This is a genomic window from Sphingobium sp. RAC03, assembly GCF_001713415.1.
Classification (GTDB): Bacteria; Pseudomonadota; Alphaproteobacteria; order Sphingomonadales; family Sphingomonadaceae; genus Sphingobium.
In genome coordinates, this window is record NZ_CP016453.1 from 675,619 (window position 1) to 701,560 (window position 25,942).

At 63.0% G+C, this 25,942-nt stretch carries 19 protein-coding genes and 1 riboswitch; of the genes, 10 read left to right on the plus strand and 9 right to left on the minus strand.

The genetic code is table 11. From position 1 onward, the window contains the following. The first annotated feature begins 59 nt into the window (after window positions 1–59). Together BSY17_RS03085 and BSY17_RS03090 are read left to right on the plus strand one after the other, a co-directional pair. Window positions 60–1,163 (plus strand): extracellular catalytic domain type 1 short-chain-length polyhydroxyalkanoate depolymerase, encoded by a 1,104-nt coding sequence (locus BSY17_RS03085; protein ID WP_069064503.1) that lies wholly within the window; start codon window positions 60–62, stop codon window positions 1,161–1,163. Between the two features lie 100 nt (window positions 1,164–1,263). Then, entirely contained in the window at window positions 1,264–2,994 is a 1,731-nt protein-coding gene (locus BSY17_RS03090) for an acyl-CoA dehydrogenase C-terminal domain-containing protein (RefSeq protein WP_069064294.1), read from the plus strand. On the opposite strand, the gene BSY17_RS03095 is transcribed toward BSY17_RS03090, so the two are convergent. Further along, window positions 2,991–3,461, minus strand: coding sequence for an Lrp/AsnC family transcriptional regulator (locus BSY17_RS03095; protein ID WP_069064295.1), 471 nt, complete (start codon window positions 3,459–3,461; stop codon window positions 2,991–2,993). The genes BSY17_RS03090 and BSY17_RS03095 overlap by 4 nt on opposite strands. A 124-nt stretch (window positions 3,462–3,585) precedes the next feature. Between BSY17_RS03095 and alr the strand changes: the two genes are divergently transcribed. From alr to BSY17_RS03115, 4 genes are all read left to right on the plus strand, one after another. Further along, window positions 3,586–4,704: an alanine racemase gene (gene alr, locus BSY17_RS03100; RefSeq protein ID WP_069064296.1), complete on the plus strand. Its 1,119-nt coding sequence runs from the start codon at window positions 3,586–3,588 to the stop codon at window positions 4,702–4,704. Window positions 4,705–4,707: 3 nt separating this feature from the next. Further along, window positions 4,708–5,964, plus strand: a complete 1,257-nt coding sequence (locus tag BSY17_RS03105) for a D-amino acid dehydrogenase (RefSeq protein ID WP_069064297.1) — start codon at window positions 4,708–4,710, stop codon at window positions 5,962–5,964. 18 nt (window positions 5,965–5,982) lie between these two features. Then, window positions 5,983–6,330, plus strand: a complete 348-nt coding sequence (locus tag BSY17_RS03110; protein WP_069064298.1) for a RidA family protein — start codon at window positions 5,983–5,985, stop codon at window positions 6,328–6,330. 70 nt (window positions 6,331–6,400) lie between these two features. Then, complete coding sequence (locus BSY17_RS03115) at window positions 6,401–7,912, plus strand: UxaA family hydrolase (RefSeq protein WP_069064299.1); 1,512 nt, start codon at window positions 6,401–6,403, stop codon at window positions 7,910–7,912. Window positions 7,913–7,921: 9 nt separating this feature from the next. On the opposite strand, the gene tenA is transcribed toward BSY17_RS03115, so the two are convergent. The 5 genes from tenA to BSY17_RS03140 form a co-directional block, all read right to left on the minus strand. Beyond that, window positions 7,922–8,587 carry a thiaminase II gene (gene tenA, locus BSY17_RS03120; protein WP_237236136.1) on the minus strand — a complete coding sequence of 222 codons (666 nt, stop codon included), beginning with the start codon at window positions 8,585–8,587 and terminating at the stop codon, window positions 7,922–7,924. 11 nt (window positions 8,588–8,598) lie between these two features. Next, window positions 8,599–10,767 (minus strand): TonB-dependent receptor, encoded by a 2,169-nt coding sequence (locus BSY17_RS03125; protein ID WP_083217000.1) that lies wholly within the window; start codon window positions 10,765–10,767, stop codon window positions 8,599–8,601. After that, a riboswitch (TPP riboswitch) is annotated at window positions 10,759–10,886 on the minus strand. It overlaps the preceding gene by 9 nt. Window positions 10,887–11,076: 190 nt before the next feature. Beyond that, the gene (locus BSY17_RS03130; RefSeq protein ID WP_069064301.1) at window positions 11,077–12,081 is read right to left on the minus strand and encodes an IS30 family transposase; all 1,005 of its coding nucleotides are present in this window, start codon (window positions 12,079–12,081) and stop codon (window positions 11,077–11,079) included. A gap of 117 nt (window positions 12,082–12,198) precedes the next feature. Continuing rightward, window positions 12,199–13,299: a ThuA domain-containing protein gene (locus BSY17_RS03135; RefSeq protein WP_069064302.1), complete on the minus strand. Its 1,101-nt coding sequence runs from the start codon at window positions 13,297–13,299 to the stop codon at window positions 12,199–12,201. Window positions 13,300–13,387: 88 nt separating this feature from the next. Then, entirely contained in the window at window positions 13,388–14,890 is a 1,503-nt protein-coding gene (locus BSY17_RS03140; RefSeq protein WP_171899178.1) for a CoA-acylating methylmalonate-semialdehyde dehydrogenase, read from the minus strand. A 91-nt stretch (window positions 14,891–14,981) separates the two neighbouring features. Between BSY17_RS03140 and BSY17_RS03145 the strand changes: the two genes are divergently transcribed. Beyond that, a complete protein-coding gene (locus tag BSY17_RS03145) occupies window positions 14,982–15,866 on the plus strand; it encodes a LysR family transcriptional regulator (protein WP_069064303.1) in 885 nt (294 codons plus the stop codon). 70 nt (window positions 15,867–15,936) lie between these two features. Beyond that, on the plus strand, window positions 15,937–17,544 hold the full coding sequence (locus BSY17_RS03150; protein WP_037476818.1) for an AMP-binding protein: 1,608 nt from the start codon (window positions 15,937–15,939) through the stop codon (window positions 17,542–17,544). On the opposite strand, the gene BSY17_RS03155 is transcribed toward BSY17_RS03150, so the two are convergent. Together BSY17_RS03155 and BSY17_RS03160 are read right to left on the minus strand one after the other, a co-directional pair. Continuing rightward, on the minus strand, window positions 17,545–19,131 hold the full coding sequence (locus BSY17_RS03155) for a family 43 glycosylhydrolase (protein ID WP_037476819.1): 1,587 nt from the start codon (window positions 19,129–19,131) through the stop codon (window positions 17,545–17,547). A gap of 58 nt (window positions 19,132–19,189) precedes the next feature. Further along, window positions 19,190–22,033, minus strand: a complete 2,844-nt coding sequence (locus BSY17_RS03160; protein WP_069064304.1) for a TonB-dependent receptor — start codon at window positions 22,031–22,033, stop codon at window positions 19,190–19,192. A gap of 443 nt (window positions 22,034–22,476) precedes the next feature. Here BSY17_RS03160 and BSY17_RS03165 point away from each other — a divergent pair, with 443 nt between their 5' ends. Further along, window positions 22,477–23,907, plus strand: a complete 1,431-nt coding sequence (locus BSY17_RS03165) for a pectate lyase family protein (protein WP_237236138.1) — start codon at window positions 22,477–22,479, stop codon at window positions 23,905–23,907. Continuing rightward, the gene (locus BSY17_RS03170) at window positions 23,904–24,311 is read left to right on the plus strand and encodes a cupin domain-containing protein (protein ID WP_037476821.1); all 408 of its coding nucleotides are present in this window, start codon (window positions 23,904–23,906) and stop codon (window positions 24,309–24,311) included. The genes BSY17_RS03165 and BSY17_RS03170 overlap by 4 nt, the downstream gene beginning before the upstream one ends. A gap of 38 nt (window positions 24,312–24,349) precedes the next feature. Here BSY17_RS03170 and BSY17_RS03175 read toward each other — a convergent pair whose 3' ends face one another. Beyond that, on the minus strand, window positions 24,350–25,891 hold the full coding sequence (locus BSY17_RS03175) for a carboxylesterase/lipase family protein (RefSeq protein WP_069064305.1): 1,542 nt from the start codon (window positions 25,889–25,891) through the stop codon (window positions 24,350–24,352). Window positions 25,892–25,942: the final 51 nt, after the last annotated feature.

A 25,942-nucleotide genomic window follows, 5' to 3' on the forward strand; every position in this document is an offset into this window, starting at 1 on the left:
TCTGGGCGGTTCAGCCATTATAGCATAATATAGGCGCAAGCCGCACCGGAGACCCCATGATGACCCGTCTAAGTTCCACCATTATCCAACTCGCCAAATTCCGTGCGATGGCGCACGGCGCGTCGGCCGATCCGGTCAAGGATCGCCTGGACGACCTGATCGCCTTCGGCAGCAACCCCGGCGCCCTGCGCGCCAGAATCTATGTACCTGCAAATCTCGCCAAGGGCGCGGCGCTGGTCGTCGTCCTCCATGGCTGCACCCAGAATGCGGCGGGCTATGATCACGCCGCAGGCTGGTCGCAACTTGCCGACGAACAGGGCTTTGCGTTGCTGTTCCCCGAACAGCAGCGGTCGAACAATCCCAACCTCTGCTTCAACTGGTTCTCGCCCGTCGATTCCCGGCGCGATTCCGGCGAAGCGCTATCGATCCGCCAGATGATCGACACGATGGTCTCCACTCATGGCATCGACCAAAGCCGCATTTTCGTGACGGGCCTGTCGGCGGGCGGCGCGATGACCTCGATCATGCTGGCCTGCTACCCCGAACTGTTTGCGGGCGGCGCGATCATCGCTGGCCTTCCCTTCGGCTGCGCGGCCTCGGTCAACGACGCCTTCGCCCGCATGCGCGGCGAGGGCTATCCCCCTGACGATCGCCTGCCCGAACTGGTGAGGGCCGCGTCCGGCCATCAAGGACCATGGCCGACCATCTCCATCTGGCAGGGCAGCGCCGACCAGACCGTTGCCCCCTCCAATGCCGATCGCATCCTCGCCCAGTGGCAAGCGCTGCACGGCGTCGATAGCTTGCCCACCGAACAGGCGATCATCGACGGCAGCCCACGCCGCACCTGGCGCGACAAAAAGGGCATGGCGGTCATCGAGTCCTATGAGATTGTCGGCATGGGCCATGGCACGCCACTGAATACCTTAGGGCCCGACGGCCATGGCAACACCGCCCCCTATATGCTGGAAGCAGGCATCTCCTCGACCGGACAGATCGCACAAGCCTGGGGACTGATGACCGCCGCACCCGCCCGCAAATCCGCCCCCACGCCCGGCGAACGCATCCGGCCGCAACCCCTGCACGCCAGGCAGCCAACGCACAAGGCCACCGGCGTCAGCGCCATCATCGAAGACGCCTTGCGCAAGGCCGGACTGATGCGATGATCGGATAGAGGGGCCGCGCCGGGAGGCCGGCCCCTCGGCGGATGGTTGACTGTAACAGGTGTTTGGTTTAGTCCTCGACTACGCCAGCAGGAGAGGCCCAATGTACAGTTACGTCCCCCCGATCGACGATTACCGCTTCCTGTTGACGCACGTCCTGCGCTTCGATGAAGCGATGGCCGAAGTTGGCAAGGATGTGGACGCCGACCTCGCAATCACCGTGCTGGAAGAGGCAGGCCGCCTCTGCGCCGACCGTCTCCAACCCCTGAACCGCGACGGCGACGAACAGGGGAGCCGACTGGTCGATGGCGCCGTCATCACGCCGCCGGGCTTTGCCGACGCCTATCGCGAGTTCGTGGCAGCGGGCTGGCCTGCGCTCGCCGCGTCGCCGGACCATGGCGGGCAGGGGCTGCCCTTCATCCTCCAACTGTGGCTCGACGAAATGCTCTCGGCCACCAACCTGTCCTTCGGCCTCTTCCCCGGCCTGACGCGCGGCGCGGTGGAAGCGATCATCGCCCATGCCAGCGAAGACCTCAAAGCCGCCTATCTCGCCCCGCTGGTCAGCGGCGAATGGACCGGCGCGATGGCGCTGACCGAAAGCGGCGCAGGCACCGATCTGGCCTTGCTCAAGACCAAGGCCGTGCCGTTCGGTGATGGCCGCCACGCCGTCACCGGCCAGAAAATCTTCATCTCGTCGGGCGATCATGATTTCGGCGGCAATATCATCCACCTCGTCCTCGCGCGCCTCCCCGACGCCCCGCCCGGCGTCAAGGGGATCAGCCTCTTCCTCGTCCCCAAATTCCTGCCCGACGCCGATGGCGGCTTCACCATCCGCAACAGCATGTCGGTCGGCGCGCTCGAAAAGAAGATGGGCATTCACGCCCAGCCCACCTGCGTCATGAATTATGACGAGGCGACCGGCTGGCTGGTCGGCGAACCGCATCGCGGCCTCGCGGCCATGTTCACGATGATGAACGCCGAACGGCTGATGGTCGGCATCCAAGGCTTGGGTATCGCTGGCGCAGCTTACGGTCAGGCCGCCAGCTACGCCAAGGAGCGGCTACAGGGCCGCAGCGCCGATGGCACGCGCAACCCGGTCGCGATCATCGAGCATGCCGATGTCCGCCGCATGCTGCTCACCATCCGCGCCTTTGTCGAGGCTGGCCGCGCGCTGGCAGGCTGGACCGCGCTCCAGCTTGATCGCGCCCACGCCCATCCCGATGCCGCCGAGCGCGCCAAGGCCGACGCGCTCGTCGCGCTGCTGACCCCGGTGGTCAAGGCGGCCTTCACTGACATGGGCTTTGAAAGCGCAGTGCAGGCGCAGCAGGTGTTCGGTGGTCATGGCTACATCCGCGAATGGGGCATGGAACAATATGTCCGCGACGCCCGCATCGCCCAGATTTACGAAGGCACCAACGGCGTGCAGGCGATGGATCTGGTCGCGCGCAAACTGCCCCTGTCCGGCGGCGCGGTGGTCGAGGGCTTTTTCGACCTGATCGCCGCCGATCTCGACGCCGCCGACCTGCCGATCGCAACCCGCACCCGCGAGGCGCTTGGCTTGTTGCGCAACGTCACCGCCTCGCTACGCGGCGCATCGGTCGATGCGTCGGGCGCGGCTGCGGTCGACTATCTGCGCCTCTTCGCCCTCGTCGCCATGGGTTGGATGTGGACCCGCATGGCCGCCGCCGCACAGGACGACACGCCGCTCCACACCGCCAAACGGTCCGTCGCCGCCTTCTTCGCCCAGCGGATGCTGCCCCAGGCCGATGCCCTGGCCGCCAGCATCATGGCCGGCGAAACCACGCTCATGGCGTTGGAAGCCGACGCTTTCTAGCCCGCGCCCTTGCCTCGGCGTGGCCGCAACGCATCGCGCATGGCAATGTTGGAATTGATGCGCGTCACGCCGGGCAGGCGGGACAATATCTCGCTATGGATGCGTTCATAGGCGTCCACGCTGTCCGCTTCGACGCGCAGCCAATAATCGACCGCGCCGGTCATCAGGAAACATTCGCGGATTTCCGGGCATTGCCGCACCGCATGTTCGAACCGGGCGAGATAATCCTCGGTCTGCCGATCCAGCGTCACCTGCACCACGACATTGACCAGCGGACTGTCATCGCGCCCGCCCGCGACGATCGTATAGCCGCGAATGACGCCCTGCGCTTCCAATTGCCGGATGCGCCGGTGGCAGGCGGACGGCGACAGCCCGACCTCCGCCGCGATCTCGGCATTGGACCGCCGCGCATTGAGCTTGAGCAGGCGCAGGATGGCGCGATCGGTCGTATCGAAGGAAATGGCCATATATGCGAATCTCGTGAACTATTCTGCGATTTCGCAGCATGAAATGGAATATTCTTCGATCATTCGCCATCCCATTTCGAAGAAACGTGATCTACACTGCCGCAAGATGAGAAGGGGAAGCGGCATGGATTTGCAGTTGGCGGGCAATTTGCGCATCGACCTTGCCGCATTGGTCGCCAACTACCGGCTGATCGCGGCGCAGGTCGCCCCCGCCAGCGTCGCGGGCGTGGTCAAGGCCAATGCCTATGGTCTGGGCGCAGCCGAGGTATCACGCGCATTGCTCGATGCGGGCTGCCGCCACTTCTTCGTCGCCCATCTGTGCGAAGCCACCGCTCTGCATCCGCATCTGCCGACCGACGCGACGCTCTATGTCCTCAACGGCGTGCAACCCGGCGCAGAGGCGGCTTGCGCGGCGATCGGCGCGCTGCCCGTCCTCAATTCGCTCGAACAGATTGACGGCTGGGCGGCAACGGCCCGCAGACAGGGCCATGCGCTCCCGGCGGTGATCCAGGTCGACAGCGGCATGTCGCGCCTCGGCCTCGCATCTGCAGAACTCGCCACCCTGCGCGATCAGCCGGATCGGCTGGCGGGCATCGACGTGCGACTGGTCATTACCCATCTCGCCTGCGCCGATCATCCCGACGACAGCTTCAACCCGCATCAGCGCGCCACTTTCGATGCGATCGCCCGGCAATTCCCCGGCGTGCCCCGGTCGATCGACAACTCGGGCGGCGCCATGACGTCGGGCGTCACTCATGGCGACATCGTCCGCGCCGGTATCGCGCTTTATGGCGGCGCCCCCCATGGCAAGCCCAACCCGATGCACGCCGTCGTCGCGCTCGACGCCTATATCATTCAGCTACGCACCGTCGAAGCCGGGGCAGGGGTCGGCTATGGCCTCACGCATCGCTTCGACCGCCCCTCGCGCATCGCGACCGTCTCGGTCGGCTATGCCGATGGCTGGCCACGGCATCTGAGCAACCGGGGCTTTGCCTATATCGGTGGCGTGCGCGCGCCGATCGTCGGCCGCGTCTCGATGGACAGCCTCGCGCTCGATGTCACCGACGTCCCCGACTATCTCCTCTATCCCGCAGCCGCCGTCGAACTGATCGGCCCGCATCAGTCGATTGATGATGTCGCCACGCAGGCGGACACGATATCCTACGAGATTTTGACCCGGCTCGGCCCCCGCTACGCGCGCACCTATCTGCCCACGCCCGCCGCCGCCATTCAGGAGCAATAAGCCATGAAGATCGTCATTCTGGGCGGCGGTGTCGTCGGCGTCACTTCCGCCTGGTATCTGTCGCAGGCCGGTCATGAAGTCGTCGTCATCGACCGCCAGAGCGGCGTCGCGCAGGAAACCAGCTTCGCCAATGCGGGCGAAATCTCGCCCGGCTATGCCTCCCCCTGGGCTGCGCCGGGCATCCCGGCCAAGGCGCTGCGCTGGCTGTTCATGCAACATGCCCCGCTGATCCTGCGGCCCAATGTCGATATGGCCATGATCCGCTGGATGATCGCCATGCTCGGCAATTGCAACGCGACCGACTATCGCATCAACAAGGGGCGGATGGTGCGCCTCGCCGAATATAGCCGCGACCAGTTGATCGCTTTGCGCGAAGCGACCGGCATCCGCTATGACGAACGCACCCAGGGCACGCTGCAACTATTCCGCGAACAAAAGCAGCTGGACGGCATCGCCAAGGATATCGAGGTGCTGCGCGCCGACAATGTGCCCTTCGAAGTCCTCGATCGTGCCGGTTGCATCGCCGCCGAACCGGGCCTCGCCGCCAGCGCTTCGCCGATCGCGGGCGGGCTTCGTTTGCCCAACGACGAAACCGGCGACTGTTTCAAATTCACCAATGCCCTCGCTGACATGGCCCGCGCGCGGGGCGTCGAATTTTTGATGGGCCGCACCATCCAGGGTCTGGCGCGCGAAGCCGGGCGGATCAGCCATGTCGTCACCAGCGACGGCCCCGTCACCGGCGACGCCTATCTCGTCGCCATGGGCAGCTTCTCGCCGCTGCTCCTCGCCCCGCTCGGCCTGCGTCTGCCGGTCTATCCGGTGAAGGGCTATTCGATCACCGTGCCCATCGTGCAGGAGGAAGCGGCTCCAGTCTCGACCCTGCTCGATGAAAGCTACAAGGTCGCGATCACGCGGCTGGGCGATCGCATCCGGGTCGGCGGCATGGCCGAACTATCGGGCTATACCAATGACCTGCCGCAGGCGCGGCGCGACACGCTCGACCATAGCGTCGGCACGCTCTTCCCCGGCGCGGGCAATTTGTCGCAGGCGACCTTCTGGAGCGGGCTGCGCCCCATGACCCCCGATTCCACCCCCGTCATCGGCGCGACGCCGCTCGACAATCTGTTCCTCAACACCGGCCATGGCACGCTGGGCTGGACCATGGCGTGCGGATCAGGCCAGGTGATCGCCGACATTATCGGCGGCCGCCCCCCGGCCATAGAGACCGCTGATCTCGGCCTTGCCCGCTACCGCCGCTGACCTTCAAGGAGAAGACCCATGACCATCACCCGCATCGAAACCGGCCCGCGCATGAGCGAAGCGGTCATCCATGGCGACACCGTCTATCTCGCGGGCCAGGTCGGCACGCCGGGCGACAGCGTCACCCACCAGACGCAGGAAACGCTCGGCGAGATCGAGCGCCTGCTGGCTCTCGCGGGCAGCAGCAAGGCGCATATCCTGCGCGCCACCATCTGGCTTGCCGACATGGCCGATTTCGCGGAAATGAACGCCGTCTGGGACGCCTGGATCGCCGACGTTGCAGCACCAACCCGTGCAACCGGCGAAGCGCAGCTTGCCGACCCAGGCTATAAGGTGGAGATCATCATCACCGCCGCCCGCGCCTGATGGACAGGGCTGTTCAACATGGGGGCGGCGCCCTTGTGCCACCGGTAGCATAGCTGCTATTCCGCCCTTCATGAACCCATTGGCACAGCCCGAAATCCAACTGCCCCCCGCGACCAGGATCGCCGCAACCGACAATGTCGCCATCGCCCTGCGCGACCTCGAAGCGGGCGAGACGGTGTCGATTTGTGAAACCAATGTACGGGTCGCTGTACGAATTGCGCGCGGCCATAAGGTCGCACTTCGACCCATCGCGGCGGGGGAAGCCGTGCTGCGCTATGGCTGGCCCATCGGCACGGCGACGCAACCTATCGCGACCGGGGATCATGTTCATAGCCACAACCTCGCCACCAATCTGAAGGCAGAGGAACCCTACATCTTCGCCCCGGTCCCATCGGCCGCTGCCGCCCCCACGTCGCGCTGGACCTTCAGCGGCTATCGCCGCGCCGACGGATCGGTCGGCACCCGCAATGAAATATGGGTCATCCCGACCGTCGGCTGCGTCGCCCGCACCGCCGATCGCGTCGCGCAACAGGCCGCCATCCGCCACGCCGGGCGCGTCGATGCCATCCTCGCCTTCCCCCATCCGCTGGGCTGTTCGCAACTCGGCGATGATCTTGACGCCACCGCGCGCCTGCTCGCAGCGCTTGCCTGCAATCCCAATGCTGGCGGCGTCCTGCTCATTGGCCTCGGCTGCGAAGAAAACCAACTGGCAGCGTTATTGAAGCGCATCCCGCCAGACCGCCGAGACCGCATCCGCAGCGTCGGTGCACAGATCAGCGCCGACGAATATGCCGACGCCGCCACCGCCATCGACGCCCTGGTCGAAACCGCCGCGCAGGACGAGCGCGAGGAAGTCGGCATCGACGCCTTGCGCCTCGGCCTCAAATGCGGCGGCTCGGATGGCCTGTCCGGCCTGACCGCCAACCCCCTGATCGGCCGCGCCGCCGATGTCGTCACGGGCGCGGGCGGTCAGGCGATACTCACCGAAATCCCCGAAATCTTCGGCGCCGAACGGTTGCTGATGCAGCGCGCCGCCGATGCCGACATCTTCGAAGCGCTGGTCACCTTGGTCAACCGCTTCAAGCGCTATTTCATCGACCATGGCGAACCGATCTCGGAAAATCCCAGTCCCGGCAATGTCGCGGGCGGCATAACCACGCTGGAGGAAAAATCGCTGGGCGCGGTGCAGAAGGGGGGCCATGCCCCGGTCACCGACATCCTCGGTTATGGCGAAACCCTGCGCCGCCCTGGCCTAACGATCCTCGAATCCCCCGGCAACGATGCCGTCTCCACCACGGCTCTGGCAGCGGCAGGCGCAACCATCACGCTTTTCTCCACCGGCCGCGGCACCCCGCTTGGCAGCCCGATCCCCACACTCAAACTCGCGACCAACCACGACCTCGCTCGCCGCAAACCCGGCTGGATCGACTTCGACGCGGCTATCGTGCTGGACGAGGGAATGGACGTCGCGACCGATTCACTCATGACCCGGATCTGCGCCATCGCGTCGGGCGAACCCGCCCGCAACGAAATCAACGGCGAACGCGACATCGCCATCTGGAAGCGCGGCGTGACGCTGTAACCGACCCGATCAGATCGGCCAGACCTCGCGCCGATAGGCCGAATCCCAGAACATCCACTCATAGCGCGTCGCCACCCGGAACGCCTGGGCCATGGCGTCACGCACGGCCGGACTCGCCGCCTCCGCCGCGGCATCCACCAACGCCCGCACCCGATCGGTCGCTTCGCCAAATTCAGGCGCGGCATAGGTGTCGATCCACGGCGCATAGGGGTTGGGGCTGACCGCCTGCGGCCGGATTGCGCAGCCTACTTCCCAATAGACCCAGAAGCACGGCAATATCCCCGCGATCAATTCCTCATAAGTCCGCGTCGCCGCCAGGCTGGCGAGATAGCCGGTATAGCCCAGGCACGCCGGGCTGGGCTCGACCGCCGCCGCCATGTCGCCGCTTACCCCGAACTGCGCGAAAAAGGCCTGGTGCAAACCTTCCTCGACCTGCACCGCCACTTTGGCCCCATCGGAAAATTCCAGCCGCCCGGCCGCACTCGGCGCGCGCGCCGCCGCGATCGCCAGCACCCGCGCATATTCGGCGAGGTAGAGGCTGTCCTGCACGATATAGTGCTGGAAACTGGCCGACGGCAATGTCCCCGCCGCCAGTTCGGTCAGGAAAGGGTGGGCCAAGATGGCTTGCCGCAACGGCGCGACCTCGTCCCAAATCTCTGCGCAAAAGCTCATCATCTCGTCTCCTGTCAGAACTTGACTGAGGCGCTCGCCCCGAACTGGCGGCCAGTATTGATCGTGAAACTGTCGAACGGCCCATTGGGACCAAGCCCCAACAACAGCGGCAATTGCTGCTGGCCAAAGGCGGAGATCGCCCAGCGCTTGTCGAACAGATTTTTCGCCCAGATGTCGAACGTCCAAGCGCCCTGCGTCACGCCGATCCGCCCGTCGACCGACGTATAGCCCGGCGTATGCAAGATATTGTCGATCTCGAAATCCACCCGCGACACATAAGCGACGCTCAGCCGCGCATCGACCAGCGCTGGTCCTGCCGCGCCCTCCCAGCCGATCCCGCCATTGACCGTCCAGTCGGGCGCGTTGGGCGTCCGCTTGCCGCTCATATCGACGATCGCCGGTTCACCCGACTCCGGCGTCGGATTGGGGGTCAGATAGCGACCCGTGCGGCTATGCGTCCAGGCGATCCCGCCATCGACGCGGAACCCTGCGCCCAGCGCCACATCGCCCGACGCCTCCAACCCATGGACATCGACCTGCGGCACCGACAGCACCACCGAATTGCCCAGGAACACCGTATTCTGGAAATTGCTATAGTCGGTCACGAAGCCCGCGATCGACCCGCGCACCTGGCCATCGCTGCTCTGCGCCTTGACGCCGACCTCGACCGACTTGGTCGTCTCGGCGGGGAACACGGCTTGCCACACATCGGCTGGGCCGGGCAGGGGATTGAACCCGCCCGCCTTGAAACCAACCGCGCCGGTCACATAGGCGGTCAGGTTCGCATTGGGCCGCCACGCGAGCGAGACCTTGGGCTGCCATTTGTCAAACGTCCGCGCCCGCTGCGCTACCAGCGCGCCGCTTGTCGAGCCGACCGTATCTTCCTTGCGCCGATCACGGTCGTAGCGCAGCGCGGCGGTCAATTCGATCTGCGGTGCTATGTCGTAGCTCGCCTGGGCGAAGACACCGATCTGGTTCGACTGTGTCTCCGCGCGCAAAGCTTCGGCACCAAATAGCAACGGCCCGAAATCGTCGGTCCGGTCGCGCTCCAGCCGCTGGAAAAACAGCCCGACATGCCAGCGTAGCGGACCATCGGTCATCGATGTCAGCCGCAACTCGCTGGTCCAGGCCAGAATATCAACGGGTTGAGAGATGGGCTGGATACCATCTGGAAAGAGCGGAATACCGCCTAGCGTGATTGGCGTGTCGTTGCGGAAATCCAGTTCCTCGACGAAATCCTTATGATATTCGTCATAGCCGCCGGTCCAGCTCAGGCTCAGGGCATCGCCGAAAGTCTGCTCATAAGTCGCTTGAATGCCCCAATAGTTGCGGTCCGAACGCCCCTCGAAATCGCCGAACGGATCGGTCAGCGCATCGCCTGCCAGCCTACCACCGTAAAGACCGGTCACATTGCCCGACGAGATATAGGCCGCGCCGCCTTCCTCCTCGGCCCAACTCGCGCGCAGTTTGAAGGTCGCGGTTTCGCTGAGCGCCATCGTCGCCTTGAGCCGCAGGTTGCGGCTGATCTGGCCATCGACCTTCTTGTCCAGAAAGCTGTTGCGGATGAACCCCTCGCTGTTGCGGTAGGAGCCTGCCAACCGCATTTGCACACGGTCGGACAGGGGCGCATTGACCACACCATCGGCGGTCCAAGTGAACCCGTTGCCGATCCCCACCGCCGCCTCGCCACCCCAATCCGGGCCGGGCTCATTCGTCGCGACGGCAATCGCGCCGCCCGATGCCGAGCGGCCGAACAGCGCGCCCTGCGGTCCCTTCAATATCTCGACCCGCGCGACATCATAGGTCCGCAGGGTGAAGAGTTCGGAATCGGCCAGCGCCAAACCGTCAACGACATAGGCGATAGAGGGCGACTGGCTGCGATTGGTCGATACGCCGCGTACCGAGATCAAATTCGTGCCCGGATCCTGATCATTGATGATGAAGATGCCCGGCGTCGCCGCGATGAAATCGTCGATCGTCGTCATCTTGCGCGCGGTAATGGCGGCGGGGCCATAAACGGTCACCGTATCGGGCACGCCGATCTCGGCTTCCTCGCGCCCGCGCGCCGTGACGATGATGCGATCCGCCTCGCTCCCTTCGGCCGCCCGCGCCGCATTGGACAATGCGAAAGCGAAGGGCAGGGTGGATAGACAGGTAAACGAGATGATGGCGTAACGACGCATAGTCCCTATTCCTCCGCCGGTATGAGCCGGATCAGGTTCGCGGGTTTGCGGACTAGGCGCCCCTTGCGCCCGATCCGCGTCTCAGCCCTGACAGCGCCAGGACACCCCGTGGGTGAATGTGTGCTCGCGCCTATGCGCAGAATGTGCGAGCGTCAAACGCTTCCGTGATTGGGAGGGGCCGGATGGTTTATGCTGTGGCTAGCACCATCGAAACGCCACAAACAAGGCGGTTTCGATTTGAAGCGCGACATCCATGGGATGCGTAGCATTTCATCCAGGGTGGGGCGAGCCCCACCCTGGATGGCAAATCTACCGGGCGTTGAGGAGGGTGATTTGCTCTCCCAGAACGTCATGCGGGGTGCGATAGTTCAGGCACTTGCGAGGGGTGCTGTTGATGCGATCAGCAACGGCCTGGATTTCCTTATCCGATAGCAACGCCAGGTCCGTGTCAGACGGCAGGAAGCGCCGTATGCGACCGTTGCTGTTTTCCACGCTGCCCTTTTGCCAGGGTGCCGATGGCAGGCAGAAATAGCTCGTCATCGCGAGTTTCTTCTGGAGTGTCACAAAGGCAGCAAATTCCGTTCCCCGGTCAAAGGTGATGCTCTGACGCAGGGAAGGGGGCAGCATGTGCAAGTGGTGCTGGATTCCCGACATGACGCCGGCGGAATGCCGACTGGGATTGCGGGCGAGGATAGTAAACCGGCTGCGGCGCTCGACCAGCGAGGTGAGGTTGGCTTTGCCATATTCCAACCTGAAGATCATCAGGTCGCCTTCCCAATGACCAAAGCTGCTGCGATTACCGATTTCGGAAGGGCGTTTGCCAATGGTGTTGGCCAAAGGGATATGCAGACCGCGGGGCTTGCGCGCATAGCGCTGCCGTCGAGATCGACGGGCAACAGGCAGAAGGCGCCACAGGCCCTGGCTTCGTCCGTCCGGCCCATAGACGAACTGGTAGATGGTCTCGTGACAGACGGCTTCACGATTACCGCGATGGCGTCGAAGGTATCCCGCAATCTGCTCCGGCGACCAGGCTGCTGACAAGCGGTCGGCGATATAGGCGGCAAGCTCGGGCTTTCGGGCGATTTTGCCGCCACGCACCCGGCGCCTGTCCGCCATCGTTTGTGCGGCCGTTGGAAAATAGCCACGAAACACCGGCTCGTCATCGAGATGCTGATTACGTTTGAGCTCGCGATAGATGGTCGAACGATGTCGCTGCAGCGACGCTGCTATCTGATGCACGGACCGCCCGGTTGCAGCCAGTTGATAGATCTGTCGCCGCTCATCCAAACCCAGATGCTGGTAGCCGTTCATCATGTGCCTTCCTGGAAAGGGGATCAAACCCCTATAAATCCTAGGATTTCGCACTTCGATCTAGAATCCACCCAAACATTGAAAAATAACCGATAATATATATTATGTTAAAGCGCCTTTCTATTCAGGCTGACACGTCGCCCGTCGATCGCCCGCCCACCGCACCGCATTTTCCAACAACCGTACATGATGCACGTCAACGTAGGTTTCCGGGCGATGGCCAATAGCGCTGTACGACATGCGCCCTTTGCCAATACAGCGCGTCCAGGCAATGGGATGATCACCCATCGTCAACGGTTCGCCGGGCTTGTAGCTGCCTTCGTCCAACGTCGCGATGATCGTCGCCCCGGTCCCACGCGGATTGCTTTTGAAGGAATACCATTCGTCATTCATGACCAACGCCTTGGGCAGACCCTGATTGACAGGATGACTTGTATTTTCGACCACGACCCGCGCATCCTGAAATTGCGGTTCCATCGGATGCCCGGCAAAGCGCGCGCCGATCAGCGTATCGACATACCAGTCCCAAAACGTCGCCGGATCGCCGGCCGATCCATGCACCCCTACGAAACCGCCGCCGCCCTCGACATAGTCGCGAAAGGCCTTGCGCTGGGACAGGGTCAATACGTCTCCGCTGACGTTGTTCCAGATGACGACATCGAACTGCGCCAGGGTCGCGGGATTCATCGCACCGCCCTTGTCGGTCACGACGATCGCCCAGCCTTCACGCTGTGCCATGGCCAGAAAGGCAGCCTTTGCCGCTTCGACCGACGGCCCATCCCGGAAACCGGTCATCTTCTCGAACAGCAAGACCGCCAGCTTCTTATCAGGCAGCGTAAAGTTCGGACGATCATCATCATAACGGGCGCACCGTGCCGCCCGGTCCGCATCCGTCACCGGGATTGCCCGCAAACGCTGGTCGATAGCGGCCAGCGCTTCTGGCGTCATGGCCTTTTCCCCCATCGTCCGTACCGTCAGAATAGCCGCGAATGTCGGCGCCTTCGTCGAGGTAAAGCTGGGAGGCAGAGCCTTGAAGAGATCGGGAGCCTGGGTGCCCAGCACGCTTTTCGCCACCGGGTTGAGCAACAGATCAACCAAGGGTGACTCGATCGAAAACGGTGCATCGCGAAGCGGGCAGTCTAGCAGCGTCCGCGCCGTGACCGGGCTGCTGGTTAGGCTTGCCAGCAACAGTCCAGCCAGTATCGCCCCCATCCGTTTCATCACCGCTCTCCCATCATCTTGTGTAACATAAGGCTATAGCAGTGCGACAGCGATGAAAAGGCGAGCCGTGGCCGACCCGCCCTCTCCGTCAGCCCATCGTCGGGATGACGAAGCTCTGATCCATCACAGCACCGCCGCTCGGCCAACGCTGGGTGATCGTCTTGACCCGCGTATAGAAACGCACGCCATCCATGCCATATTGATTCATGTCGCCAAAGCCCGACCGCTTCCAGCCGCCAAAGCTGTGATAGCTGACCGGCACCGGGATCGGGACGTTGATGCCCACCATGCCGACCTCGACATTGGCGCAGAATTTCCGCGCATAATCGCCATTGCGGGTGAAGATCGCCACGCCGTTGCCATATTGATGCTTGGTCGGATAGCTCAGCGCCTCCTCGAACGTGTCGGCTCGCACCATCTGCAACACCGGCCCGAAAATCTCTTCATTATAGCTTTTCATGTCCGGTTTCACATGGTCGAGCAGCGTCGGCGCCAGGAAAAACCCCTCCTCATACCCCTGCAACGCAAAGCCGCGCCCATCGATCACCAGTTCAGACCCTTCATCAACCGCCATCTGAATATAGTTTTCAATCCGTGCCTTATGCGCCGCACTGACCACCGGACCATAATGAGCGTCAGGATCGCTCGGCACGCCGACGCGCAATCCCGCTATCCCGGTTTCGAGCTTGGCCCGCAGCGCCACCGCCGTCGCTTCGCCCACCGGCACCACTACCGGCAACGCCATGCAGCGTTCGCCCGCCGACCCGTATGCCGCGCCAAGAATATCCGCGACCGCCTGGTCCAGATCGGCGTCGGGCATGACGATGCCATGATTTTTCGCGCCGCCCATGCACTGCATCCGCTTGCCGTTCGACGCGCCGCGACCATAGACATATTGGGCGATATCGGACGAGCCGACAAAGCTGACGGCGCGGATCGCCGGATTATCGAGGATCGCGTCCACCACCTGCTTGTCGCCATGAACGACGTTCAGGATGCCTGCGGGCAGCCCCGCCTCCATCGCCAGCTCCGCCAGCCGCATCGGCACCGACGGGTTCCGTTCGGAGGGCTTGAGGATAAACGCATTGCCACACGCGATCGCTGGCGCGAACATCCACATCGGAATCATCGCCGGGAAATTGAACGGCGTAATCCCCGCCGCGATGCCGATCGGCTGGCGCATTGAATAGACGTCGATCCCCGGTCCTGCGCCTTCGCTATATTCGCCCTTCAACAGATGCGGAATGCCGCAGGCGAATTCCACCACGTCCAGCCCGCGCTGGATATCGCCCTTGGAATCCGAATGCACTTTGCCATGTTCGGCCGACAGCATTTCGGCCAGCTCATCCATATGCGTTTCGATGAGCGCCTTGAGGTTGAACATCACCCGCGCCCGCCGCTGCGGGTTCATCGCCGCCCATGCGGGCTGCGCCGCCTGCGCATTGGCGACGGCCGCGTCCAGTTCGGTGGGATCGGACAGGCGGACCTGCGCCTGCACCTTGCCGGTCGCCGGATCGAACACGTCGCCCAGTCGAGCGGATGTCGATGCCTGATGACTGCCGCCGATGAAATTGTCGATAATGCGCATGATGCCCTCGCGATAAATGCCTGACGCGGCGATTAGCCTATGGCGCCCTGCGCAAAAATGATCATATGTGCGCATCTGTTGTGCATGGATATATATGCTGCATTGGGATGATCTTCGCCTGTTCCTTGCCGTCGCGCGTGCTGGCCGCCTGACCAGCGCGGGGCAGGCGCTGGGCGTCAACCACACCACCGTTGCCCGCCGCCTGACCGCGCTGGAGGACGCACTGGGCGCGCGCCTGTTCGATCGCACTTCGCGCGGCGTGGTGATGACCGCGGCGGGCGCGCTGCTGCTCGACCATGCCGAACGGGTCGAGCGTGAGTTCGAAGCCGCCGCCGCCACGCTGTCGGGCCGGGCCGAAGCCATCGCAGGCGAAGTTCGCCTCGCCACGCCCGAAGCCTTCGGCACCTATATCATTGCTCCCAACATCGCCGATTTTCACGATCGCTACCCTGACCTGCTGCTGGAATTGATGCCCGAATCCCGCGCCGTCAGCCTCGCCAACCGTGAAGCCGACATCGCCATCACCGTCGATCGCCCGCCGCGCGGTAAGTTGGTCGTGCGCAAACTGTGCGACTATCAACTCGGCCTCTATGCATCCGCCGACTATCTCGCCCGTCATCCGCCGATCCGCAGCGCGCAGGATGTCGCCGCGCAGCCTTTCGTGGCCTATATCGACCAGATGATCGACATGCGTGGCCTGCGCTATTTGTCCGAAGTCGCGGGCGAAGCCCGCCCCGTATTCCGCTCCAGCTCGATCGTCGCCCAGCAAAAGGCGGTGGCGTCAGGCGTCGGCCTTGGCCTGCTCCATCGTTTTTCGGCCGACAGCGAGCCCGGCCTGGTCCGCATCCTACCCGACGAGGTCGAAATCACGCGCAGCTACTGGCTGGTCCTGCGCCCCGAACATCAAAAATCCCCCCACACCCGCGCCGTCATTGCTTTCATCGACGATCTGCTCGCGCGCTACCGGGCGTTGCTCTGACCGTCCATCGCCAGAGCGCTGGATTGCTGCGCGGCTTGCCCGTGCCGTACAACTCCCGCATTTCTGCGTCATGTCCGACATAGCTTCGCTCCGGCGCACGACGCCTACCGGTTGGTCCGTCCGCCGTGATGACACCTTCGCGGCGCAGGCCTATAAGGATGGCTGGTGGCAGGCGGATACCGCCGCCGATGCGCTGGTGCGGGCCGCGCGCGAAACGCCCGACCGCATCCTGCTGATCGACTGCGTCACCAGCCTGACCGCCGCCGCCCTCCACGCGCAGGCCTCCCGTCTGGCACAAGCCATGCTCGCCCGCTTCGCACCGGGCAGCGCCATCTCCTTCATGCTACCCAACTGGCACGAAGCCGCGATCATCTACATGGGCGCGACACTGGCAGGCATGGTCGCCAACCCTATCCTGCCCTCGCTGCGCGACCATGATCTGCGCTTCATCCTCGCCGACCTGAACAGTGCGATGATCTTCATCCCCGCCAGCTTTCGCGGGCATGACTATGCCGCCATGCTCGCGCGCGTCACCCCGGCGCTGGACAGCCCGCCCGCCGTCGTCGTCTTGCGCGGCGAGGCAGGCCCGCACATCGCCTTTGCCGACCTGCTGGCAGAAGTCGCCGACGCGCCGCTCCCAACCGTCGATCCCGACGATGTTCGCATGGTCATGTATACCAGCGGCACCACCGGACGGCCAAAGGGCGTTCTCCACAGCCATAACAGCATCAACGCGCTGATCCGCCAAATCGGCCGCCATTGGCTGGTCGAACGGGGCGACCGCTTTCTGGTGCCGTCCCCCATCAGCCATATTGGCGGATCGATCTACGCCTTCGAAACGCCGCTGCTGTTGGGGGCGACCGCGATCCTGATGGAACATTGGAACCCAGATGAAGCCGTCGCCATCATGAGCGCCCAGCGCTGCACCCATATGGCGGGTGCCACGCCATTTCTACAGCATCTGCTGGCCTCGGCGCGCGCAGCCGGGACGCGCCTGCCCGACCTTAAACTCTTCATCTGCGGCGGCGCATCGGTTCCGCCCAGCCTGATCCGCGACGCTGCCACCTATTTCGACAAGGCGATCGTCAGCCGCGTCTATGGCTCCACCGAATTGCCCGTCACCACTGTCGGCGTGATCGACCCGGCCGATCGCGATCATGCCGCCGATACCGATGGCCGCCCCGGCATCGCCACCATCCGCATCGCGCCCGATGGTGAAATCCGTGCGCGCGGACCGCAGATGATGGTCGGCTATCTCCACCGGGAGGATGAGGAAACCAGCTTCGACGCCGACGGCTATTATCGCACCGGCGACCAGGGTGCATGGATCGAAGGCGACCATCTGGTCGTCACTGGGCGGATCAAGGATATCATCATTCGCAATGGCGAGAATATCGCGCCGAAGGAGATTGAGGATCTGTTGATCGCCCATCCCGACATCGCCGAAATTGTGATCGTCGGCATTCCCGATTCGCGCACAGGGGAAAAGGCGGTTGCCGTCATCGTCCCGCGCAACGGCGCAAAACCCGACATAGCCTCTTTGGCTGACTTTCTCGCCAGCCAAGGCGTTGCCCGCTTCAAATATCCCGAAAGTGTCTTGTGGGTCGATGCTTTGCCCAAGAATGACGCCGGCAAGATACTCAAGGCCGCGATCCGCACGAGCCTGACGACCGCCTGATCAAAGCGCTTGAAACCGGAAATTGCGGAACCGCGCCTCCCCCGGACCAGCCGCAAACAAGCCCGGTCGGAGCATCAGGAACCCGCCGCGCACATTATGATGATAGCCCGACACTTCCATGCCCCGGTCGAAGCGGCGCCATGTCCGCCCGCCATCACCGCTCAGATGATAGGAAACGATATGGTGACGGTTGGTCACCTTCATCGTCAGCTTGCGGCCGTGGGGATTGGCGGGGCGGCCCCGTTCCATGCCATATTGGTGGGTGACGAAGCGGTTCTCGTCAAACCCCAGCCCGCAATAGAGCCTGTCGTCATAGAAAAGCAGCAGCCCCGCTGTCCCGCCCGGCGCGATCTCGATATCGCACTGAAATTCATAGGCCGGGTCACCCGCAATCAGCAGCAGCGGCGATGAATTGGCTGGCGCGGTCCCCCGCCCCTTCAAGAACAATATGTTGTCTTCCACCCGTGCCCTGTCTGCTTCGTCGGGCGTCGGCTTGAAGAAATTCCACTTCGCGCCGAGGTTCAGCGTCGCGAAATCATCCGACAGCGCCATGCCGTGCGGCAGTGCTGGGCCACCGCGCGGCTTGGCAATGGGCTGCGACAAATCGCCGCCGGTCATGCGGAACCAGCCATCCGCCGTCCATTCGACCGGATCGAGCAGCGTTTGCCGACCCAATGTCCAAAGACCATTTTCATAGCCATGATAGACCGCCCACCAGCTTTTATCGGGCGCTTCCACTAGGCTGGCATGGCCGCGCGACCACCAGCGTTCGGCCAGGCTTTCGGTCCGGACCAGCGGATTGCCCGGATGCTGCTCCCAGGGACCATGAATGGAGCGGGATCGCGCTGCGATCACCATATGCCCGGTCGGCGGCCCCGCTGTCCCGCCCACCGCGGTCAGCATGTAAAACCACCCGCCATGGCGATGGATCTTCGGCCCTTCCGGTGAAAATCCTTCCACATCCCACGTGTCGGGGTAGCGCCAGGGATCATAGACATGCTCGACCGTGCCGACCGTGGACAGTCCGTCATCGCTCAATCTTATCCGGTCGCCGCCCGACAGGAACAGCCAGCGGCTGCCATCCTCGCCAACCACATGGCAGGGGTCGATATGGTCATGCAGTTTGAGGTCAATGGGGTCGCTCCATGGCCCGTCGATCGTGTCGGCATGGATCACGAAGATGCTGTTGGGGGCCGCCTTCACCGGAATGTAGAGGAAATAGCGCCCGCCATGCTTTCCCAGGCTGACCGCCCATACCGACCCGATATTCTTGTGCAATGCCGCTCCGCGCGGCTGCCAGTTGATCAGGTCGCGGCTATGCCAGATCGTAACGCCGGGATAGCTGTCGAATGTGGAGAAGGTCATGTAATAATCCGCGCCATCTTTGAGGATGGCCGGATCAGGGCGGTCGCCCGAAATCAGCGGATTGAGGAAGCGCCCGTCGCCCAAATCGGCGATACGCTGATTGTCGAAACCCCGTTTCCAGTCCGTCGCGGCCATGGGTGCTGTGGCAGCCTCCACGCGCCCAAACGCCAGCGTGCTTCCCGCCAATACACCCGTCATCGCGTCGCGCCGACTGATCGCCATAGTCTTTCCCAACCAAAAAAACCGGGCCGCCCGTGCAGAGGCGACCCGGTCATGAGCCTTACATCTTGAAGCGCGCCCCCAACTGGATGGTGCGCCCATAATGCAACTGCTCATAATTGCGATTGGCGTCGAGGTCGGTGTAGCGATCGCGATAATCGTCGGTCAGGTTGATGCCTTCCAGCGACAATTCGATCCAGTCGGTCAGCTTGTAGCGCATCGACGCATCGACGTTGATCGTGCTGTTATAGCCTTCGAACACGTTACCCGTGCCGCTATTTTGGTCGATATAGCCGCTGCGATAGCTGGCCGAGACGCGCGCGCTGAACTTGGCATCTTCATAATAGATGGTGCCGTTGAACGCCCGCTTCGACAGGCCGAACAGGGTGGCATTGCGAACCGAGGACACCGTCCCACCGCCCGGCACCACGGCTGGCCCCGCCACCCTATAGTCTGCGCTGGAGTCCACGAAGGTCGCATTGGCGATGCCGCCGAAACGGGACAGGAAACCGGGCAGGAAGGTAAAGGGTGCCTGCACCGACAATTCGATACCCTTCAGGCTCGCACCGGTGCCGTTGACGATCGTGTTGATCGCCCAGCCTTCGTCCCGCTCAGGCTGCCCTGCTGCTGGCGAGCTTGGCGGGATGACGGACAGGGGAAGACCCGTCGAGGCGAAAGTGCCGTTGATCGTCTGGCCGATCGGGAAGCTCTGAACATCCTTCTTGAATATGGCGACGGACGCGATCGACTGCGGCGCGAAATACCATTCCAGCGCGAGATCATAGGCCGTCGCCCGGAACGGACTGAGGTTGGGATTGCCGAAGCTGACTCGATAGTTGAACCCATCGACCGATCCGCCCGGCGTCAGATTGCCCAGCGAAGGCCGCGTCATCACGTCGGCCACCGATGCGCGCACCACGAAATCCCGATGAGGGAAGAAGGCGATGTTCATCGCGGGCAGCCAATCCTCATAGGACCGCGAGACCTCCACCGGAACCGCATTGTTCAGGCCGACCGAACTCTGGTTGGTCCGGACATAGCGGATGCCCGCATTGGCCGCATATTCCAGTCCGAAAATCTCGCCCTTGGCGTCGAACTGGATATAGCCGCCCTTGGTTTCTTCCACCACGCTGCGGGTATTGCCGGCATCGATAGTGGGGGTGCGCCCATAAAGGTTCGTAAAGTCGGTCCCCGCTGCCAGATTGGGAACCAGCCATTGCGTCGTGGTACCCGCCGGTGCGTTCGCGCCCTTGAGATTGAACATTTCCGCCAGCGCGGCGGTAACCGGAAAACCATAGACGGCGGACGGGCCAAATGCCGATGATGGCGAGCAATTCAGAGTGCCCAGAACCCGATCGACACCACCATTGCCGCAGACGACCGTATCGCGCGTGAAGCTTTCGGTATCGAACGAGAAGCGGCGATAGACTGCGCCCGCCTTGACCGTGAAGCCCTCCGTCACATCCCATTCGGTCCGCAGTTGCGCGGTACGGAATTTGTTGACCGTCGAAGATGGGCGATCACGAATTTCCGACAATTGGAAATTGGCCGGATCGGTCACGCTGGTTCCAAACGTCAGCACGGGGCGCTTCATATTGCTATAGTCATAGCTATAGCCCTGCGCATCGCGATCGTCGAACACCAAAGTCGTCTCGACCGGGATCGAGGCATCCGACTTGGAGAAGCCGCCCAGCAGCGTGAAGCGGAAGCTATCGCTGACATCCTGGTCCCAGGTCGCACCCAACTGGTAGAATTTCGTCTGGGATTTGCGCAGATAATGTTCAGTCCGCACCCAGGCGTCGTTCAGCGTCGCCGACACCAGGTTATTATTGCTGTCATAGACCGGGTTCACGACGTCGATCGATCGCTCGTTCGACCGAAGCAGCACTTCGCCCCACTTCTCTTCGCGGGTTTCACGGAAGCGGGAGAACAGACCGTCGATCGACACTTTGGTCGCATCGGACGGTGCCCACTGGATCGAACCGGTAATACCCAGACGCTCACGTTCCTGCGCGATTTCGCCATAGCGGGGGATACGTGGATGGAAAGCGAGCGCGGCTTCATCGCAACCGGCGCTGGGCAGATAGGTGCCGCCGCTATTGGGTTGCGTGAAGCATGGCGTGCCGTCGACACTGTCGAACCGGGCTTGCGACCAGCGCACCGTATTATTACCCATCTGAAGCGTGTCGAGCTTGGAATAAGCGGCTGACAGCGCCACGCCCCACCGACCGTCCGGCGATTTCCAAGACATCAGGCCCGCCAGACGCGGCCCCCATTTCTTCGACAGGTCATTATAGGAGGCCGTCGCCGATCCGACGAAGGTGAAGCCATCCTTGCCCGCCAGCGGATTGCCGGTGTTCAAATCGACTACCGCGCCGAGCGAACCCTCGTCGAGCGATGCCTCGGCGGTCTTGTGGACGACCAGCGAGCTGAAAAGTTCGGACGCGAACACGTTGAAATCGAAGGCACGGTCTCGGTTGGCACTGGCTCCATCGGTCGATGTCGCCACGGTTTCCATCCCGTTCACGCGGACACGGGTGAACTGCGCGCCCAACCCGCGCACGGTGATGGCGCGGCCTTCGCCACCGTCACGCTGGATCGAAATACCGGGAATGCGCTGGAGCGATTCCGCTAGATTCTGGTCCGGGAATTTGGCGATATCTTCCGCCACGATCGCATCCACCGAACCGACCGACTGACGTTTCAGGTTGATCGCCGCGCCCAGGGATTCGCGAAAGCCGGTGACGACGATGTCCGCCACTTCTTCGTCCGCCGCCGTTTGTGGCGCGCCATCTTGTGCCAGCGCGCCGCCCGGCATCGCCAACATCATGGCCGCGATGGAAGATCCCGCCAGCCACAAACGCGCTCCGCGCCTGTTCCGGCTTTGATTGTCGCCCTTTAGCATCGTCACCTTGTCGCTCCTTCCCTGTTGCGGCCGTCATCCGCGGGTGGCGGGACGGCCCTGATTCGTCGGGGGCGAGAGCAGGCGCGACGGGGCCGCTATCCTCTCCCACCCATGCGCCGCCAGCTTTTGCTGATCCGTTGGCGTCATTGGAAACCGGTGTCATAAATGCGCGTCGTGTTTCCGCCTGTCAATATCCTGTGGCAATTTATGTCGTCACCAATGCCTTTTATCCCCCGCTCCTCATTAAGCTTCGGTCTACGCGAAAGGTCTATGCGTCCAATACTTGCCAAATTCGGCGCGTCTGGTTGCTAGGCACCACCGGCCAGGGGCATCCATCGCCCCTACCGCTCAACAAGCCATCTTTTTTCAGACACCGGTGTCAAACGACGGTTGATCATGCCGCCCGGCGGTGGCACACCAGAGATGAGAGGAGACTGATAACCATGCCGACACTCAACCGGCCCCGCCCCCAATGGATGTTGTTGGCCCTGGCCCTGGCCCAACTCATGGCAAGCCAGTCCGCCAGCGCCCAACCCGGCCCACAAACCGCCCCCGCAAGCCAGTCCGCCACCGCCTTTCCGGGCGCGGTAGGATGGGCTGCGACAACGCCGGGGGGACGTGGCGGCCGCATCTTGCGCGTCACCACCTTGGCCGCTGACGGCCCTGGCAGTTTCAAGGCGGCATTGGAAGCCAAAGGCCCGCGAATCATCGTGTTCGAAGTGGGCGGCATCATCGACATGGGCCGCCAAACGCTCAAGATCACCGAGCCCTTCGTCACCATCGCCGGTCAAACCGCCCCTTCGCCGGGCATCACCCTCATCAAGACAGGTATCGACATCGCGACCCATGATGTCGTCGTCCGCCACATTCGCATCCGTACCGGTGTGGATGGGCAACCCAAATTAAGCGGTTGGGAAGCCGACTCTCTTTCCACCGTTGCGGCGCATCATGTCGTGATCGACCATTGCAGCTTCACCTGGGCGATCGACGAAAATATGTCCGCTTCCGGCCCTCGCTTTACCGGCAACACGCCCGAAGACTGGCGCAAGGGAACCAGCCACGCGATCACATTTTCCTATAATATCGCGGCCGAAGGCCTTGCCGACGCCAGCCACCCCAAGGGCGAACATAGCAAAGGGACGCTGATTCACGACAATGCCAGCCAGATACTGATCTATCGGAACCTTTATGCCCATAATGTCGAGCGCAACCCGCTAGTGAAGGGCGGTGGCCAGGTCGCGATGGTGAACAATATTCTCTATAATCCGGGTGAGCGGGCGGTTCATTACAACCTCATGGCGCTCGAATGGGGCGATCACCCCTATCAGACGGGCAAGATCGCCGCGGTCGGCAATGTCCTGCGCGGGGGCGTATCAACCGCTCCACGCCTGCCCTTTCTGACATTGGGCGGCGATGGCGACCTGGACTATCATGGCAAGGATAACCTCGCCGTCGATCGCTTCGGCGTCGCTCTTCCCATGTTCGGCCGCTACGGCGAAACCCGCGCCAAGCTGAACGAAGTCGCAACCCCGCCGATCTGGTGGCCCGGCACCCAGGTTCTGCCCGTGCGCGACGTCGAAACCCATGTGCTGGATCAGGCCGGTGCCCGTCCTTGGGATCGCGATGCCGACGATTTGCGTGTCCTCTTCTTCGTCGCGGAAGGTCGCGGGACCATCATCGACGATGAACGCGAAGTCGGCGGCTACCCCAAAATGGCGCAAACCCGCGCGCCATTTGTAGAAGCCGACTGGAATCTCGACACGATGGAACCGAAGTCGGGGCGGTATCCTGGCCAGACCGAGGACGTCGCGGAACATCTCTCGGATCGCGACAAAATGATGCGCCAGGGCGACGCATCGGCCAGTCGCCGATGACCCCTCTTCTCCCCCTGCTCCTTGCTGCAGCGCCGCCCATGGTCGTTGTCGATGAACAAAGCGTGCGTGTCGAAGAACCTCCGCCCCATGGCGCGATTGGGGCCAGCACGGCCTATCGGATCAGCGACATCGTCCCCCAGCCTCGCACCATGGAGTTCCGCAAGCGCATCCTCCATGTCGGGGCAGCCATCGGCCTTCACCCGATAGCCCATGATGAAGTCTATTATGTCCTGTACGGTACCGGCGAAGTGACGTCGGACGGCAAGACCCACACCCTGACACCCGGCATGGCCGCCTATCTCTACGACGGCGCGGTCGTCGGCATTCGGCAGACGGGAGAAGAGCCTTTGGCCCTGATCATCAGCTATCCGGTCAAGCCCCATGCCGACGGTAAAGCGAGATAGGCCTGCCAACGAAATATGCTGAGCATATGTATCGAGGCTCACATTCCCGGCTGGATATAGGGTGCGCGCGCAAATAATTCGCGCTCCCAACCGCGCGGATCATCCTCCACGCGGCTCACCCGATCGAATATCATCGTCGCCCGCCGGTCGAGCCGATATTGCGGCCAATCGGTCCGTCCCGTCCGCGCGAATTCCACGAAGCGCGTCATCATCGCTGCACTAGCCGCCCGCGCGCCCGCACCTGTGCCGGTAAAAGATCCCGGCGCCTCCAGCGTCCCGAAGGCCAGCGCAATATCCATCGTGTGCGGTGCCCCCCGCCGGGGCTGCGTCGGCGATTGGAAGTCCACCTGATAGACCCAGGACGGTGCATTTGCCCGCGCCCGCGCCTCCGCTTCGATGACTTGCCCCGGCCAGCTACGGCCCGCCGTGGTCGCGGCATAGAAGATCCGTTCGGCCGACCAATCAGGAAAGCGCGCGCGATACTGATCCACGATCCATTCGGGCAACAGATCGATCCGCAATTCGCCAGCCATCCGCTCCGCCAAATTGCTCCAGTCCAGCCCCCGGACCAAAGGCCCATCAGGATCGATAAAGGCCCTCGTCTCGTCCAATGTATTGCCGAGCATCATCGGGATCGCATTGCCCTGTGGTGGGGCGTCAGGCCAAAAGGGATGCCGCTTCAGCCAGCGCATATCCAGCACTGGCCCCATATAGACGCCGCCGCCCAATATCGGATCAGTGGCCGCCAACCCTTCGATCAACCGTTCGACCGGCATGGTCAGCAAGGGTTCGAGCGCATCGGGCTTTACCCCCAAATGATCCAAATAAGCCGTCGTCCGTCGCGACGCATTGATCGGGCCGCTCGCCGTCACCTGCTGCCCGCTCATCGTGATCGCCCGGTGGAACAGGCCTTTGGCGGCAGGCATTGCCATCATCGTCGCGATCTTAGCCCCGCCGCCGGACTGGCCGAACACAGTCACATTGGCGGGATTGCCACCAAATGCCGCGATATTGTCCCTTACCCAGCGTAGCGCCAGCATCAGGTCCAACTGCCCCACATTGCCACTATCGGCAAACCTCGAATCCAACCGGGCAAGATAGAGATAGCCCAACGCATTGAGCCGATGATTGACCGTGACCACGACCACATCGCCAGCCGCTGCCAGATGCCGCCCGTCATTCAGCGGATCGATGACGCTGCCATTGGCATAGGCGCCGCCATGGATATACAGCATCACCGGACGCTTCGCTTGTCGCTCCAGCCCCGGCGTCCAGATATTGAGGAACAGGCAATCTTCGCTGGTCGCCTCCTGCTTGGCCCGCTGTGGACAGGATGGCCCAAACCGCACAGCGTCGATGACACCGGACCAAGCCTGTGGCGCGACTGGCGCGCGAAAGCGCCGCGACCGCGTATCTTGACCATAGCGAATGCCGCGAAACACCTGCAGCCCGCCTTCGCGCAAACCCCGGATGTGCCCTTGTCGCGTCGAAACAACCGGGTCGCGTTGCGCGGCCACGGCAGGACTCGTACCCAGGATCAGGGCTGAGCCCACGAAAGCACGCCTGTCGATATCGGGCATCCATTCTCCTGACTGTGGTTTGGGAGGGTTATCCCTCCTCTGTTCGATCTT